Source organism: Blautia sp. NSJ-175, assembly GCF_022867815.1.
Lineage (GTDB): Bacteria > Bacillota > Clostridia > Lachnospirales > Lachnospiraceae > Blautia > Blautia celeris.
Map to the genome: position 1 here is coordinate 86,894 of NZ_JALIFQ010000007.1, position 15,215 is coordinate 102,108.

The 15,215-nt window shown below is 49.4% G+C and carries 16 protein-coding genes; 13 read left to right on the top strand and 3 right to left on the bottom strand.

Features of this window, described 5'->3' with window-relative positions; translation table 11 throughout:
• Positions 1 to 55: 55 nt before the first annotated feature.
• Genes gltX through MUB35_RS12825 form a run of 3 tightly spaced genes read left to right on the top strand, consistent with a single transcriptional unit; the run spans position 56 to position 4,004 of the window.
• On the top strand, positions 56 to 1,516 hold the full coding sequence (gene gltX, locus MUB35_RS12815; RefSeq protein WP_244806334.1) for a glutamate--tRNA ligase: 1,461 nt from the start codon (positions 56 to 58) through the stop codon (positions 1,514 to 1,516).
• Between the two features lie 26 nt (positions 1,517 to 1,542).
• Positions 1,543 to 3,402: an ATP-dependent helicase gene (locus MUB35_RS12820; RefSeq protein WP_244806335.1), complete on the top strand. Its 1,860-nt coding sequence runs from the start codon at positions 1,543 to 1,545 to the stop codon at positions 3,400 to 3,402.
• Positions 3,403 to 3,407: 5 nt separating this feature from the next.
• The gene (locus MUB35_RS12825) at positions 3,408 to 4,004 is read left to right on the top strand and encodes a 4'-phosphopantetheinyl transferase family protein (RefSeq protein ID WP_244806336.1); all 597 of its coding nucleotides are present in this window, start codon (positions 3,408 to 3,410) and stop codon (positions 4,002 to 4,004) included.
• Positions 4,005 to 4,207: 203 nt separating this feature from the next.
• On the opposite strand, the gene MUB35_RS12830 is transcribed toward MUB35_RS12825, so the two are convergent.
• A complete protein-coding gene (locus MUB35_RS12830; RefSeq protein ID WP_033141210.1) occupies positions 4,208 to 5,203 on the bottom strand; it encodes an aldo/keto reductase in 996 nt (331 codons plus the stop codon).
• 250 nt (positions 5,204 to 5,453) lie between these two features.
• On the opposite strand from MUB35_RS12830, the gene MUB35_RS12835 reads away from it, so the two are divergent.
• Positions 5,454 to 5,858, top strand: coding sequence for a MerR family transcriptional regulator (locus tag MUB35_RS12835; RefSeq protein ID WP_244806337.1), 405 nt, complete (start codon positions 5,454 to 5,456; stop codon positions 5,856 to 5,858).
• Positions 5,859 to 5,952: 94 nt separating this feature from the next.
• Here the strand turns inward: MUB35_RS12835 and MUB35_RS12840 are convergent, their stop codons facing one another.
• Positions 5,953 to 6,852, bottom strand: a complete 900-nt coding sequence (locus MUB35_RS12840; RefSeq protein ID WP_244806338.1) for an AraC family transcriptional regulator — start codon at positions 6,850 to 6,852, stop codon at positions 5,953 to 5,955.
• A 193-nt stretch (positions 6,853 to 7,045) separates the two neighbouring features.
• On the opposite strand from MUB35_RS12840, the gene MUB35_RS12845 reads away from it, so the two are divergent.
• The gene (locus tag MUB35_RS12845; RefSeq protein ID WP_244806339.1) at positions 7,046 to 8,989 is read left to right on the top strand and encodes a glycoside hydrolase family 127 protein; all 1,944 of its coding nucleotides are present in this window, start codon (positions 7,046 to 7,048) and stop codon (positions 8,987 to 8,989) included.
• Positions 8,990 to 9,067: 78 nt separating this feature from the next.
• Here MUB35_RS12845 and MUB35_RS12850 read toward each other — a convergent pair whose 3' ends face one another.
• Positions 9,068 to 9,634 carry an HD domain-containing protein gene (locus MUB35_RS12850; protein WP_244806340.1) on the bottom strand — a complete coding sequence of 189 codons (567 nt, stop codon included), beginning with the start codon at positions 9,632 to 9,634 and terminating at the stop codon, positions 9,068 to 9,070.
• A 239-nt stretch (positions 9,635 to 9,873) separates the two neighbouring features.
• Between MUB35_RS12850 and spoIIIAA the strand changes: the two genes are divergently transcribed.
• The 8 genes from spoIIIAA (at position 9,874) to MUB35_RS12890 (ending at position 15,161) form a co-directional block, all read left to right on the top strand.
• On the top strand, positions 9,874 to 10,845 hold the full coding sequence (gene spoIIIAA / locus MUB35_RS12855) for a stage III sporulation protein AA (RefSeq protein ID WP_033141206.1): 972 nt from the start codon (positions 9,874 to 9,876) through the stop codon (positions 10,843 to 10,845).
• Complete coding sequence (locus MUB35_RS12860; RefSeq protein WP_103731194.1) at positions 10,839 to 11,357, top strand: stage III sporulation protein AB; 519 nt, start codon at positions 10,839 to 10,841, stop codon at positions 11,355 to 11,357. The genes spoIIIAA and MUB35_RS12860 overlap by 7 nt, the downstream gene beginning before the upstream one ends.
• 52 nt (positions 11,358 to 11,409) lie before the next feature.
• The gene (spoIIIAC, locus tag MUB35_RS12865; protein WP_026255597.1) at positions 11,410 to 11,604 is read left to right on the top strand and encodes a stage III sporulation protein AC; all 195 of its coding nucleotides are present in this window, start codon (positions 11,410 to 11,412) and stop codon (positions 11,602 to 11,604) included.
• Positions 11,605 to 11,622: 18 nt separating this feature from the next.
• Positions 11,623 to 12,009, top strand: coding sequence for a stage III sporulation AC/AD family protein (locus MUB35_RS12870; RefSeq protein WP_018596529.1), 387 nt, complete (start codon positions 11,623 to 11,625; stop codon positions 12,007 to 12,009).
• Positions 12,006 to 13,463 (top strand): stage III sporulation protein AE, encoded by a 1,458-nt coding sequence (locus tag MUB35_RS12875; RefSeq protein ID WP_244806341.1) that lies wholly within the window; start codon positions 12,006 to 12,008, stop codon positions 13,461 to 13,463. Before MUB35_RS12870 ends, MUB35_RS12875 begins: the two co-directional genes overlap by 4 nt.
• A gap of 12 nt (positions 13,464 to 13,475) precedes the next feature.
• Entirely contained in the window at positions 13,476 to 13,832 is a 357-nt protein-coding gene (locus tag MUB35_RS12880; RefSeq protein WP_052099419.1) for a stage III sporulation protein AF, read from the top strand.
• The gene (locus tag MUB35_RS12885; protein WP_033141203.1) at positions 13,829 to 14,314 is read left to right on the top strand and encodes a stage III sporulation protein AG; all 486 of its coding nucleotides are present in this window, start codon (positions 13,829 to 13,831) and stop codon (positions 14,312 to 14,314) included. The genes MUB35_RS12880 and MUB35_RS12885 overlap by 4 nt, the downstream gene beginning before the upstream one ends.
• A gap of 61 nt (positions 14,315 to 14,375) precedes the next feature.
• Positions 14,376 to 15,161, top strand: coding sequence for a SpoIIIAH-like family protein (locus tag MUB35_RS12890; protein WP_033141202.1), 786 nt, complete (start codon positions 14,376 to 14,378; stop codon positions 15,159 to 15,161).
• Positions 15,162 to 15,215: the final 54 nt, after the last annotated feature.

Consider the following 15,215-nt stretch of genomic DNA (forward strand, 5'->3'; position numbering starts at 1 on the left):
CCCTTTTTCGTGGAAAAACCAGGAGAAAAATGGAACCGATAAGGAGATTGATGATATGAGTACCGTAAGAACAAGATTTGCCCCAAGCCCCACAGGAAAAATGCATGTGGGAAATTTGAGAACTGCTTTATATGCGTATTTGATCGCAAAGCATGAGAACGGAAGCTTTATGCTCCGTATTGAGGATACAGACCAGGAACGTTTTGTGGACGGCGCACTGGAGATCATTTACCGCACACTGGCAAAGACGGGACTGGTTCATGACGAAGGCCCGGATAAGGACGGCGGCTACGGCCCTTATGTCCAGAGTGAGAGAAACGCACAGGGCATTTATCTGAAATACGCCAAACAACTGATCGAACAGGGAGATGCATATTACTGTTTCTGTACAAAAGAGCGCCTGGATTCCCTGAAAGCCAGCGTGGGAGAGGACGGCAAGGAGATTGCGGTCTATGACAAGCATTGTCTGCATCTAAGCAAAGAGGAAGTGGAGGCAAAGCTTGCAGCAGGAGAACCCCATGTGATCCGCTTCAATATGCCGGCAGAGGGAACCACAACCTTCCATGATGATATTTACGGTGACATCACCGTGCCGAACAATGAACTGGATGACCTGATCCTGATCAAGTCAGACGGTTATCCCACCTATAACTTTGCAAACGTGATCGACGATCATCTCATGGGGATCACCCATGTGGTGCGCGGAAATGAATACCTGTCCTCCTCACCGAAATATAACAGGATCTACGAGGCATTTGGCTGGGAGATTCCCACTTATGTACACTGTCCGCTGATCACCAATGAGGAGCACAAAAAGCTGAGCAAACGCTCCGGCCACTCCTCCTATGAGGATTTGCTGGACCAGGGATTTCTCACAGAGGCAATCGTAAATTACGTGGCGCTGCTTGGATGGTGCCCGGAGGACAACCGTGAGATTTTCAGCCTGGAAGAGTTGGTGAAAGAATTTGACTATCATCATATGAGCAAATCCCCGGCTGTGTTTGATATGACAAAGCTGAAATGGATGAACGGGGAGTACATCAAAGCGATGGACTTTGACAAGTTCTATGACATGGCGCTTCCGTTTGTGAAAGAGGCAGTCAAAAAAGATCTGAACCTTGAGAAAATAGCCGGCATGGTAAAGACAAGGATTGAAGTTTTCCCGGATATTCCGGCTCTCATTGATTTCTTTGAGGCAGTACCGGAGTACGATGTGTCCATGTACACACACAAGAAAATGAAAACCAACCCGGAAATCTCACTGGAGGTTCTGAAAAAGGTCATACCGGTTCTGGAAGGTTTTGACAATTATACAAACGATGCGCTGTATGAACTGCTCTGCGGTTTTGCAAAGGAAAACGGATATAAAAACGGACAGATCCTCTGGCCTGTGCGCACCGCCCTTTCCGGCAAGCAGATGACACCTGCCGGTGCTACAGAGATCCTGGAAGTGCTGGGAAAAGAGGAGTCCATGAAACGTCTGCATACTGCAGTGGAAAAACTGGAGCAGGCATAAACAAACACTATTGGAGTAACTCATATATGCAGAAAAATTCCTCACAGGAACGAGCAGTATCCCACAACCGGGGCCCCATGATGCTTCTTGCAGGCCCCGGTTCCGGGAAAACCACCACCATCACCAGAAGGGTGGCTAACTTAATAAAGGAATACCAGGTAACTCCTTCATCCATTCTGGTGGTGACGTTTACAAAAGCGGCTGCCAGGGAGATGAAGGAGCGTTTTTTACGCCTGTGTGATAAGGAAGGTATGGCAGGCCCTTACAGGGAGGTGACCTTTGGCACGTTCCATGGCATTTTTTACGGAATCCTGCGCCATGCCTATCGTCTGTCCGCAAAGAATATTCTGAGTGAAGAGCGGAAATACGATATTTTAAAGGAAATCGTCTACCGCCAGAGAATGCGGATCGATGACGAGAAGGAGTTTTTTGAGGGGCTGGTACAGGAAATCTCCATTGTAAAAAACGGAAGGATGCCCATAGAGCATTATTATTCCGCCAACTGCCCGGATGACACGTTCAGAAAGATTTACCGCTCCTATGTGGACGCCTGCAGACAATCCAGGCTTCTGGATTTCGATGACATGCTGCTGTACTGTTATGACCTTCTGACAGGAAGAAAAGATATCCTGGCCGGTTGGCAGAATAAGTTCCGGTATGTGCTTGTGGATGAGTTCCAGGACATCAATCAGCTTCAGTATGACATTATAAAGCTGCTGGCAGCGCCCCAGAATAACCTCTTTATCGTGGGGGATGATGACCAGTCCATCTACGCGTTCAGAGGGGCAAAGCCGGAGATCATGCTCCATTTTCCAAAGGATTTTCCGGATGCAGAGACAGAACTGCTGGCCTGTAATTACCGCTCCACAAAGCAGATCGTGGAGGCTTCCAAACGTGTGATCGGGAGAAACAAGAACCGCTATCCCAAGGAGTTTTTTACGGAAAACGGGGAGGGAAAACCGGTGGTTGTGCGTGCGTTTGAGGACGGCAAGGAGGAGGAGCTTTTTGTAAAGGATTGCATAAAAAAGGCAGTACAGGAGGGAGAATCCTACGAGGAGACAGCCATTCTCTACCGCACCAATCTGGGAGCCAGATTCCTGGTGGAGACATTGATGGAATACCAGATCCCTTTTCAGATGCGGGATGCCCTGCCGAATCTGTATGAGCACTGGATATCCAGAAATATCATTTCCTATATAAAGCTGGCCCAGGGCGACAGAAGCCGCCGGGAATTCCTGCAGGTTATGAACCGTCCCAACCGTTATATATCCAGGGATGCGCTGGACGATGCCACAGTGTCCTTTGAGGGGCTGCGCTGGTTTTATGAGGGAAAGGACTGGATGTGCGACAGGATCGACAAGATGGAGGAAGACCTGACAACACTGAAGCGCATGACACCCTATGGGGCCATCAATTACATCCGGTACGGCATCGGGTATGAAGAGTATCTGAAGGATTACGCCTCTTACCGTAAGATCAAAGTGGATGACCTGTACGAAGTCATGGAGGAGCTGGAAGAGAGTGCAAAAGGATATAAAAGCTTCGGTGAATGGTTTGCGCATATTTCAGACTACACGGACAAGTTAAAGGAACAGGCAAAGAAACAGGATATTGAGAAAAAAGGCGTCACAGTGTCCACTCTGCACAGCATCAAAGGTCTGGAATTTGACCGGGTGTTTCTCATGGATGTGAATGAAGGGACCATTCCCTATCATAAAGCCGTTTCAGACAGCAGCATAGAGGAGGAGCGGCGGCTCTTCTATGTGGGCATGACAAGGGCCAGAAAAGAGCTTTACATACTTTATGCAAAATGCAGGCATGACAAGGATTTGGAAGTGTCAAGATTTCTCAAGGAGAGCGGGCTTGTACCGGAGAAGAAGGAGTAGTGGCTGTGGAAAAGGTTTGGATTTTTTACGGAAAAACAGAGAGACTGACAGGCAGAGCAGAAGTAAAAGGTGAAAAAGGAAGGCTGGAAACACGGGCCGGACGTGTTCTTCTTGCCCATGCCTTAAAAAAGCTGTACGGACTGTCCGTTCCGGATGGAGAGGAAGGGGCAGCCCAGCTTGAAAAGATGCTTGCAAAAGGAGAAAACGGAAAGCCATATCTCCACGGATATCCTGAGATCCATTTTAATATCAGCCATTCCGGCGCATATGCGGTCTGCGCTCTGGCAGGGATTCCGGTAGGGATTGACATTCAGATCCGTCAGCCGGTGAGAGGAAAAAGGCTTCTGGAGCGGACTATGAATGCCCTGGAACAGGAAGTGATCCAAAACGCCAAAGACCCGGAAATGGCATTTGCGTTTTTCTGGGCCAGGAAGGAGAGTTATCTCAAATGGAGCGGGGAGGGAATCACCAGGGACCTTTCAAAACTGTCCATGGAAGATGCTGTCATGGAGGAAATTCCGGTGGAAGAGGGATACGTCTGTCAGGTCTGTACGGCAGTTCCGTTTTCCTTTGAAAAAATAGAATTACCGTTACAGCTTTGAAGAAAGGAAAGTCCGTTCAGCAAAAGACAGCCGCAGGCGGCACGCTTCGGCGTAGGAAGACTGCGGCGTGGAATCCTGAATTACTGTATGAAAAAGTCCTGCGGGCAGAAGGCGGCTGCGTTTCGACGCAGAACCCCGGCCGGCAGGACTTTTTTCAAATATGGCCATACTTTGTGAAAGTACAGGGGATGGATTAAAACAGCTTAAAGTGCCATAGAAAGCTCGTCAATCTTTTTCAGCTCTTCTTCCGTAAACGGAGCACTTTTGAGTACTTTCAGGTTATCAAGAATCTGTTCTGCCTTGGAAGCACCTACAAGTACACTGGTCACTACGTCATCTTTCAATACCCATTTCAGCGCCATCTGCGCAAGACTTTCTCCTCTCTCGGATGCAATCCGGTTCAGACCCCGGATGCAGTCAAGACGGCTGTCTGTGAGCTGTTCTGCGTTTAGGAAACGTCCGTCTGTGACTACCCGGCTGTCCGAAGGGATTCCTTTTAGATAGCGGTCCGTCAGCATGCCCTGGGCCAGCGGGCTGAAGGAGATGATCCCTTTTTTCTCCTCCGCGCAGGCTTTCTTCAGACCGTTGTTCTCTATGGTGCGGTTGAAGATGTTGTAGGAGTTCTGGTTAATGACAAAGGGGCATTTCAGTTCCTTTAAAATAGCAGCTGCTCTCTTCATAGTCTCCCCGTCGTAGTTGGACAGTCCCACATACAGGGCTTTTCCGCTTCTCACTGCCTGATCCAGGGCACCCATGGTTTCCTCAAGGGGAGTTTCCGGGTCCATTCTGTGATGGTAGAAAATATCCACATATGCAAGGCCCATGCGCATAAGACTCTGGTCCAGGCTGGCAGTCAGATATTTTCTGCTGCCCCAGTCCCCGTAAGGACCCGGCCACATATCATAGCCTGCCTTGGTGCTGACGATTATCTCATCCCTGTAGGCGGATAGATTTTCTTTTACGATCCTGCCGAAATTTTTCTCCGCGCTTCCCGGTTCGGGACCGTAATTGTTTGCCAGGTCAAAGTGGGTGATGCCGTTGTCAAAGGCAGTAAAGCACAGCTTTTTCATGTTGTCATAGACTGCGGTGTCACCAAAATTGTGCCATAGTCCCAGGGAGACTGCAGGAAGCTTTAGGCCGCTGTATCCGCAGCGGTTGTATGTCATGGTTTCATATCGTTTGTCATCTGCTCTGTACATAAGTGATCTCCTTTTGTAACTGTTCAGTGTCCTCACAGTTACAGGCAAAAATCCATACAAAATCGCCTTTGGCGATGGGATTTTTGCTTGGCTGTGAAACGTTTTCTTACGGTCAGCGCAGTAAATGCGCAGACCTGCTGAATAATTGTCATCTTTTTTTGTTTCTTTACAAAGTTTAGCACTTCAAGTATACTTGAAGTCAATAAAGGACCTTAACTTTGTTATATACGCCGAAAATAAGGAGGGTATTATGACAACATACACAATAAAACAGGTTTCCCAGATGTTTGGGCTGCCGGCATCCACGCTCAGGTACTACGAGGAGATCGGTCTTTTGCCTGCAGTGGAAAAGACAAAGGCAAATCAGCGCATTTATACCGAAGAGCATATCGGCCGTCTGGGCGCCATACGCTGTTTTAAGGAGACGGGCATGTCCATGGCAAAGCTTCTGGAGTTTTTTACATACGAGGAGGAGGAACAGGAGCATATCGAGAAAATCCTCGCTCTGCTAAAGGAGCAGGACCGGCATGTGGCAGAGCAGATTGAGAAACTGCAGTCTGCCAGAAAGCAGATAAACCGTAAACTGAGATATTACAGTGACATTAAGGCGTCCATGGACAGCGGGAGTGCATATCCTTTCTGGGGTGACTACTAAAAAAGGCTGCCGCTGCTTCCGAATGCGCGTCATAGCGTGTGAGTCTTCTCATGACCGAAAAACAGCTCTCCCTGCCGCTGCTTCCGGGTGCGTATCAGAGTGTGTTGATCTTTTTCTGGTCAAAGGCTTTCCGGTACTGGGTGGGAGTCATGCCTTCAAACTGCCGGAACAGTTTCATGAAATGCTTTTCATCCGCGAATCCACACATGGAAGAAATCTGCCGAATGGTCAGGGAATGGCTGTTCAGCAGATTTTTTGATACGCTGATGCGTGTGCGGTTGATATAGGTGACAAGGGGATAACCGGTGTACTGTTTGATCAGTGCAGACAGATAGGTAGGGTGGTACCCGAATTTTTCCGCCAGGCCGCTGACTGTAAGGGGCTGGTCAAAATGGCTCTGCACCCATTCTATGATATCCTGCACGGCAGTCGGCAGAAGATCCTGTCCAAAGTGCTCTGCCTGCAGATACTCACGGCTGATCTCCAGAAGCAGCAGATTCAGCGCATGGCGGCAGCTCCAAGTCCTCTGATAGCTGCTGCGCTTAGCCAGATCCAGAAGCTGGAGAAACAGGAGCTGGGAACGTTTTTCCATGGAGATTCTGCCGTGCTCCGGAAGAAAAACCTGCTCGGCAGAGAAGGCATCTGTGAGGGGAAGGCCCCGGGCCTGCTGATAGATTCCGACAGAATGAGGCAGATTTTTGACCGTATCCGCAGGAGTGCCCGGCAGTGCAAAATGCGCCCAGCAGTAGGAGAGATATCCATGGGAGGGCTTATAACCATAATGGGTGATGCCGGGAAACAGGACGAAGAATTCCCCCGGGCCCACATCGCAGGTCCTGTCGTCCTGGCAGATGTGCAGTGTTCCCTCCTGCACCAGGATCAGAACAAAGAAGTCCAGGGTCCTGCTTAAATGCATAAATCCGTTTTCACTTATAAGGTTGCCGCAGGTCAGGTATTCTGCCGGCTTTGAGGCATCACAAATACAATGCAACATCTGGGATATGACCACCTTTTCTTTTGATTTATATGTTGTTTCCGAAACTGTAGATGATACAATCATTTCATAAGATAAAACCTGATAAACAAAGGGAAAAACAGGAATCCGGCTGTTGCCTTACAAAGTTTTCCATATCTTTATGGTAGCACGGGGAATCTTGGAATTCAACATGAAATTTAGGAGGTATGGCATGTTAGAAAAGAAAGTGAAAATGATGCCGCTGGGCGATGTATCGATTCAGGATGATTTCTGGAAAGAGTATATGGAGCTGGTGAGAAACCATGTGATCCCTTACCAGTGGGAGGCATTAAATGACAGGATCGAGGGGGCGGAGCCCAGTTACTGTATGCAGAATTTCCGTGTTGCCGCTGGTATGGAGGAAGGCTGTTTTCAGGGAATGGTATTTCAGGACAGTGATGCCTATAAGTGGCTGGAGGCTGTGGCCTACTCTCTCATGTGGCATCCGGACAAGGAGCTGGAGGCAACGGCGGATGAGGCCATTGATATCATCTGTGCGGCACAGCAGCCGGACGGGTATCTGGACACCTATTATATCCTGAATGGTCTGGAAAAACGCTTTACAAACCTTATGGATCACCACGAGCTCTACTGCCTGGGTCATATGGTGGAAGGTGCTGTAGCCTATTATAAGGCAACCGGAAAACGGAAATTTCTGGACACAGCCATTGGCTATGTAAATTGTGTTTATGAAAATATAGGAAATGCGCCTGGTAAGAAACCCGGATATCCCGGTCATGAGGTAGCGGAGATGGCCCTTGTGGGACTCTATGAGGTGACAAAGGATGAAAAACATCTGGAGCTTGCCAAATATTTCATTGACCAGAGGGGGCAGGCACCGCTGTATTTTGCAGAGGAGAGGGAAAAAAACGGCAATGATTTCTTCTGGAAAGACAGTTATTTCCAAGACCAGTATTATCAGGCCGGCAAGCCGGTCCGCCAGCAGGACAGGGCAGAAGGCCATGCGGTACGTGCCGTATATCTCTATACGGGAATGGCTGAAGTGGCCAGTGCAGCCGAAGACCGGGAGTTATTTGAAGCCTGCCGGAAAATCTGGAATAATATTGTGGAAAAGCAGATGTATGTAACCGGTTCTATCGGTTCCTCGCAGTACGGTGAGGCATTTACCTTTGACTATGATCTGCCAAACGATACGGTTTACGCGGAAACCTGTGCTGCCATCGGATTTATTTTCTTTGCCAGAAGGATGTTTGAGATCACAAAGGACAGCCGGTACACAGATGTGATGGAGCGCTGTCTCTACAACGGAGTGATCAGCGGCATGTCCCTGGACGGTAAGAAATTCTTCTATGTAAATCCTCTGGAGGCCGTGCCGGAGGCTTCCGAGAAAGATTATCACAAAAAACATGTGAAAGTGGAGCGTCAGAAATGGTTCGGATGCGCCTGCTGCCCTCCCAATGTGGCCCGTCTCCTCTCCTCCATCGGGGGATATGCTTATGAGTACAATGAGAAAGAGATCTATATGAATCTGTTTATCGGCGGCAGTATGCAGGCTGTTCTGAACGGGAAAAAGAATCAGTTCCGAGTGGAGACTGATTATCCGTGGAGCGGTGATGTGAAGATACAGGTGGAAAATGAGGCGGATACGGCGTTTACATATGCCATCCGCGTGCCGGGCTGGTGCCGCAGCTATAGCCTGAAACTCAATGGGGAAGCGGTGGATTGTCCTGTGGAGAACGGATATCTGCTTTTAGACCGCTGCTGGAAGAACGGGGACGTGCTTGTATTTTCCATGGAAATGCCGGTGGAACTGGTGGCAGCCAATCCAAAAGTCAGGGAGGATGTCGGTAAGGTGGCAGTGATGCGCGGTCCGGTTGTGTATTGCCTAGAAGAGGCGGACAACGGGGACCAGCTCCAGGAATTATATTTGGATGAGAATCCACAGTTTACAGTGAAATATGAGAAAGATCTGCTGAAAGGGGTTGTGACACTGACTACAGAGGGAAAACGCCTCTCAGAAGATGAGTGGGACGAGAAAACACTATATAAATCCTATGCGGGAAGAAAATTTGAGCGCCAGACGCTGAAATTCATTCCATACTATACCTGGACAAACAGGACAGTGGGAGAGATGCTTGTGTGGGTGAGAATTTGAGATACAGACAGAGACCATGAATAGGAAACGCCGGACTGCGTGGGAGGATTGTTATCCCGGGGTCCGGCGTTTCCTGATTCACTGCCCTTTGGAGTGGGCTTTCGTCTCACTGTCCAGCACATTCCGCATTTCCTCCAGCAGGGTATCATCGGTAAAATACGGTTTTCCGTACTGAAGATTAAAGTCGTAGTCAAAGTCCGGCGGATTTTTTCCTGTATTATGCTGGATGATCGTCTCCGCCTTATCCAGAGCCTTTACCAGACGGGCTTCGGGCGTTTGGCCGTCCTCATACTCCTGCCAGACGGCCATGAAATCTTCTTTTTGTTTTTCGGGCAGCAGGGAGAAGACACGGCTGGCAGCACGGTACTCCTCCTGGTACTTGCGGGAGCTGTCCGGGTGGAGTGCGGCGGAGATATCGCCTTCATAGATTTCCCCTATGTCGTGGAGAAGACACATGAGCAGCGTTTTTCGGATGTCCAGCCCGGGGTACTTTTCCAGCATGACCGCGGCAAAGAGCGCCAGGTGCCAGGAATGTTCCGCGGTACTTTCCTGTTTCCCGGAACCGGTCCAGGCTGTCCTTGTCACGGATTTCAGCAGTTCCGTCTCTTTCATAAAAGCCAGATAGGCGTCTATGGTTTCTTTCATGATCTCTCTCTCCTTTTTAAAATGAACCGCGTCCAAAAGCGTATTGGAAAATTTTCAAGCGCTTACATGAACTGCGGCAAAAAAATGCAGTTTCAGGACTTGCGGAGATAGTATCAGCATAAGATAAGAAGAAAAAAAGGTCAACAGAAATCTGCGCAAAACCATATATACTCTGCGTCGAGATATTTTTCGTATGAAACAGGGATTGTCCTCATATATTATCTTAAAGAGGTGAGACAATGAGAGAAAGGGATATTATACGGTTATTTCCCCAGAAGATCAGGGCAGCCCTGGAGCATGCGGAGTTTGATATGGAGCACTTGTATGAAATCAGGCTGAGGGTCAACGCGCCGCTGATCTTAATTTACAAAGGGAATGAGTATTTTCTTACAAAAGAAGGAAAACTGACCAAGCAGATGCAGGGCGTCTGCCAGGTAGAGGCAAAGGACCTGCGGGAGACCATGGAGTATGTGAGCAATTATTCCATGTACGCATTTGAGGAAGAGATCCGGCAGGGATTCATCACCATTCAGGGAGGCCACCGTGTGGGAATTGCCGGTAAAACGGTACTGGACGGAGCAAAGATCAAAAGCCTGAAATACATATCTTATATAAATCTGAGACTTTCACACCAGATAAAAGGATGTGCCAACCAGATCCTTCCCTATGTGGTCAACAAGGGGAATGTCTGCCACACCCTGATCATTTCCCCGCCCATGTGCGGGAAGACCACCCTGCTGCGCGACCTGATTCGACAGGTCAGTGACGGCAATACCTATCTGCCGGGCATGTCAGTGGGGGTGGTGGATGAGCGTTCCGAGATCGCCGGTTCCTATCAGGGGATTCCGCAGAATGACTTGGGAATCCGCACGGATATTTTGGATTGCTGTCCAAAGGCGGAGGGTATGATGATGCTGATCCGCTCCATGTCACCGGAAGTGGTGGCCGTGGATGAGCTGGGGGATTATGAGGACATTCATGCCATTGAATCCGTTATCCACTGCGGATGCAAGCTGTTTGCCACGGTTCACGGAAGCTCCATTGAGGATATCAAGAGGAAGCCCCTGATGCAGCGTCTGGTGCAGGAAAAGATATTTGAGAGGTATATTATTCTCCACAATAAGGACAAGGCAGGAAAAGTGAAGGCCGTGTTTGATGAGAGGGGCACCTGCCTGTTTGATGAAACAAGGAGGAGAGGAACTTTATGCTGAAAGTGCTGGGAGTCTGTCTTGTGGTGCTCTCCTGTACGGCTCTGGGTTTTGAGAGAAGCCTGAAGCTTACCAGAAGACTTTCCGGTCTTCGGGAGCTTCAGCGGATGGTCCTGCTTATAAAAGGAGAGATCAGCTACCGCAAGGAGGCGCTTCCGGAGGCTCTTATCCGGGCAGCAGGCAGACTGACCCCGCCGTTTTCCGATTTTTTGAGAAATGTGGCAGAGCGGGCGGATGCCTATGACGGAATCTTGTTTGCCGATATTTTTATGCAGGAGGCGGAAACCGCGTTCGGAGACAGTGCGCTTACAAAAGAAGACAAGGAGGAGCTAAGACAGCTGGGCCAGTATCTGGGCTATCTGGATATTTCCCAGCAGGAAAATGCCATGGCTTTGTTTCAGCAGGAATTGGAGCGGAAAATTCAGGCAGTGCAGGCTGAGATTCCTGTGAAAAAAAGACTTTATCAGAGTCTGGGGGTGCTGGGAGGAATATTTCTTGCCATTACGCTGATCTGAAAAAAGGCAGGGCACGCGGGACATGAGATCCAGGAGGAAGGGAGGAAGATAAGTGGAGGTAACAATTTTATTCAAAATCGGCGCAGTGGGGATTCTGGTCTCTGTGCTGTGCCAGATTTTAAAACACAGCCAGCGGGAAGAACTGGCTTTTTTGACAAGCCTTGCCGGACTTTTACTGGTGCTGTTCTGGGTGCTGCCTTACATCAACGATTTATTCCAGACCATACAGGAGTTATTTGCGCTGTAGAGGAAAGGAGGGCTTTGGATGGAAGTGGTGAAAATCGTCATGCTGGGCATGACAGGAGTGGTGCTGGCGCTGTTTTTAAAAGAGACAAAGCCGGAGTATTCTCTGTATCTGAGCCTGGCAGTGGGAATCTGCATCTTTACCTTCATGGCGCAGAAGCTCTCCTACCTGCTGGACTCTGTGCTGAAGATCCAGGAGTATGTGCCTGTGGATACAAAATATCTGACCATACTGCTGAAAATGATAGGGGCTGCCTACATCGGTCAGTTTTCCGCCAGCATCTGCAAAGACGCGGGATACGGGGCTATTGGGAACCAGATTGAGATCTTTGTCAAACTTTATATCATGGTATTGTCCATGCCGGTGCTGCTTGCACTGATGGAGGCCATCTACGGGTTTCTGGTATGAAAGGGGGGATAGGAAAAAGAGTCAGGGCAGCAGGATGCGTGCTGGCAGTGCTGTTTCTGGTATTGGCTGCGGCAGTGGAGGTGAGAGCCTCTTTTTTTTCGGCAAATGCAGGACAAGATGTGATAAAAAACCAGCCGCAGAATACTGTAACGCAGGATGGGCAGCCAAAAGATAACGGGGACGGAAATGCGGCGGAGAAGGGGAATGCGGCGGAGAAGGGGAATGCGGCAGAGAACGGGAATGCGGCAGAGAACGGGAATGCGGCAGAGAACGGGAATGCGGCAGAGAATGGGAATGCGGCAGAGAACGGGAATGCGGCGGAGAACGGGAATACGGCAGAGAACAAAGATGCAGCAGATGAAAAGTCAGAGGAAGAGATCCGTCAGGACACACAGAGTGCCACAGAGGAAAAACTCATGGATGACATGGAGTTAGAGCAGATGCAGGATGCCATCAATGAGCTTCTGGGGGAGGAAAGCTTCAGTCTGGAGGACGCCCTGCATAAGATTTTAAGCGGAGAGAAGCTGTTCTCAAAAGAGTATTTTTTTGCGCTGGCCAAGAATTTTCTGCTGGAAAACCTGGCGGCGGAGAGGGATACCATGATCCATGTGGTGCTGCTGGTGCTGCTGGCTTCTCTGTTTTCCAATTTTTCCAATGTATTCAACAACGGACAGATGGGGGAGATCAGTTTTTACATTGTATACATGCTTCTTCTGGCAGCTTTGGTGCATTCCTTCGGTACACTCAGCATAGAGATAAGTGAGGGGCTGACAGGCTTTGTCACTTTTATGAAAGCGCTGATGCCCTCCTACTTCCTGGCAGTCACTGCGGCTACGGGGAGTGCCACAGCCATGGTCTTCTATGAAGTGGTCCTGGTGCTGGTGTATGTGGTACAGGTTATCTTTTTAAAAGGTGTTCTGCCGGGTATCCATATATACGTGCTGCTTCAGCTTGTAAACTTTCTGCACAGTGAGGATTTCCTCTCCAAAATGGCAGAGCTTGTGAGGACCATAGTGGAATGGGTCATGCGGACCTGTATAGCAGTTGTGATCGGAATGCAGATCATCCAGAACATGATAAGCCCTGCCATAGACACGCTGAAGCGGGACGTCATCGGCAAGACGGCGGCAGCTATCCCGGGCATCGGAAACGCCATAAACGGCGTGACAGAGGTAGCCCTCGGAACCGCTGTCCTGGTGAGGAACGGGCTGGGAGTTATCGGGATCATAGTCATCCTGTGTGTGGGACTTCCCCCTGTCATCCGGCTGGGGATGACGACTCTGCTCTACAAGCTTTTGGCAGCCATTGTCCAGCCTATTTCGGACAAAAGAATGGTGGGGGCTCTGGCTACCATCGGGGACGGCTGTATGCTGCTTTTAAAGGTGCTGCTCACCATGGAACTGCTGTTTTTGATCACCATTGCAGTACTCACCATTTCATTTATCGGACATTAGGAGGCCGGCAATATGACAGATACCCTTTACGGCTGGATGCGGAACCTGGCGTGCTACTTTATTTTTTTATCCGCAGTGATGCATTTTCTGCCGGACAACAATTATAAAAAGTACATTCAGTTTTATATGGGACTGCTTCTGATACTCCTATTGCTCTCGCCTGTGCTGGATTTCCTGCAGCTTGAGAATAAAATCGACGCGGGTGTGGACCGGTACATGGAAGAGGAGGAGCGGGACCGGGAGGAATGGGAGAACTATGCAAGGGAGATTGAGGAGGAGTACGGCTGGAATAAAAAAAGTGAGGATACCGGGGATACACAGCCGCAGGATGAGGAAGATTCCCTGCAGGAAGGAGCGGTGGGACCATGAAGCCATTTCCGGAAATGCTGAAAAAGGAGCAGATTGTGGTAGTGCTGCTGGCAGGCATCCTGCTGCTTATCATTGCCATGCCTGTGAAGAAAAAGGATACCGAGGAACAGACTGCCAAGAGTACACCCACAAGCGAAGCAAGCCAGAAAACCAATTATGAGGACCAGCTTCAGCAGCGGCTTAAGGAGGTGCTGGCTGAGGTAAAGGGAATCGGAAAGACAGACGTCTTCGTCACATTTGAGGACACAGGAGAGAGGGTGGTGGAAAAGGACGGCACAGACACCGTATATTCCAAGGATTCCAAGGGCAACCAGGAGCCGTATCTGTCAAATGAGCGTTACCCGAAAATAAGCGGCGTAGTGGTTGTGGCCGAGGGCGGGGAAGATCCCCATGTAATTCAGAATATTCAGGAGGCTGTGCAGGCATTATTTCAGGTAGAAGCCCATAAAATTAAAGTAATGAAGATGGTGACTGACCGCTGACGCCCAAAAAGGCGTTCTTTCGGCAGGACAGTTGCTAAAATGAATTAAAGGAGTAGCTCGCATGAAAAAAATCTTTAAGAAGAATCAGGTCATTATCACCGCACTGGCAATCATGATCGCGGTTGCCGGGTACATCAATTATTCAGATAACCATCTGGGGATTGACAAGACACTGAAGAAAGCCAGCACAAACACAGCGGATGATAAGAGCAAAGAGACAGCGGACGCAGACGGAATCGTGGAGGATATTGACAGCCTGGATTACGACCTTACAGACGAGTCCGCTTTACTTGAAGAGAATGCAGCGGCGGAAAACGGGGATACCGGCACCACAGAGGACAATAATACAACACAGGATCAGAGCTCCTCATCCACAGACGGCACAGCCACTGGGGAGGACGGAAACACCACGGACAACAATGCAGACAGCAAAGACGCGTCCGCTGAGACACCAGGTGAGGCAGTTCTGACAGGAGCATCCAATTTTGTGGCACAGGCAAAGGTCAGCAGGGAACAGGTGCGCTCCGCCAACAAAGAGACCCTTCTTGAGATCATCAACAATGAGAACATTGGAGACGAGCAGAAACAGGAAGCCATTGCCTCCATGGTGAAAATGACAGATCTGGCTGAGCAGGAGGAAGCTGCGGAGCTGCTGCTGGATGCCAAGGGATTTGAGAACGTGGTAGTGAATCTGACCAATGACTCCGCGGACGTGATCGTTCCCCAGGAGTACATGGCAGATGATAAACGCGCCCAGATCGAGGACATCGTAAAACGAAAAACAAGCGTTCCGGTAGAGAATATCGTGATCACACCAATGGATGAAGGAACCTCCGACGGGGAATAATGAGATAAGAGAAAGTTTAAGAAGTCCTTGACACCATATTCCCGGTATACTAAA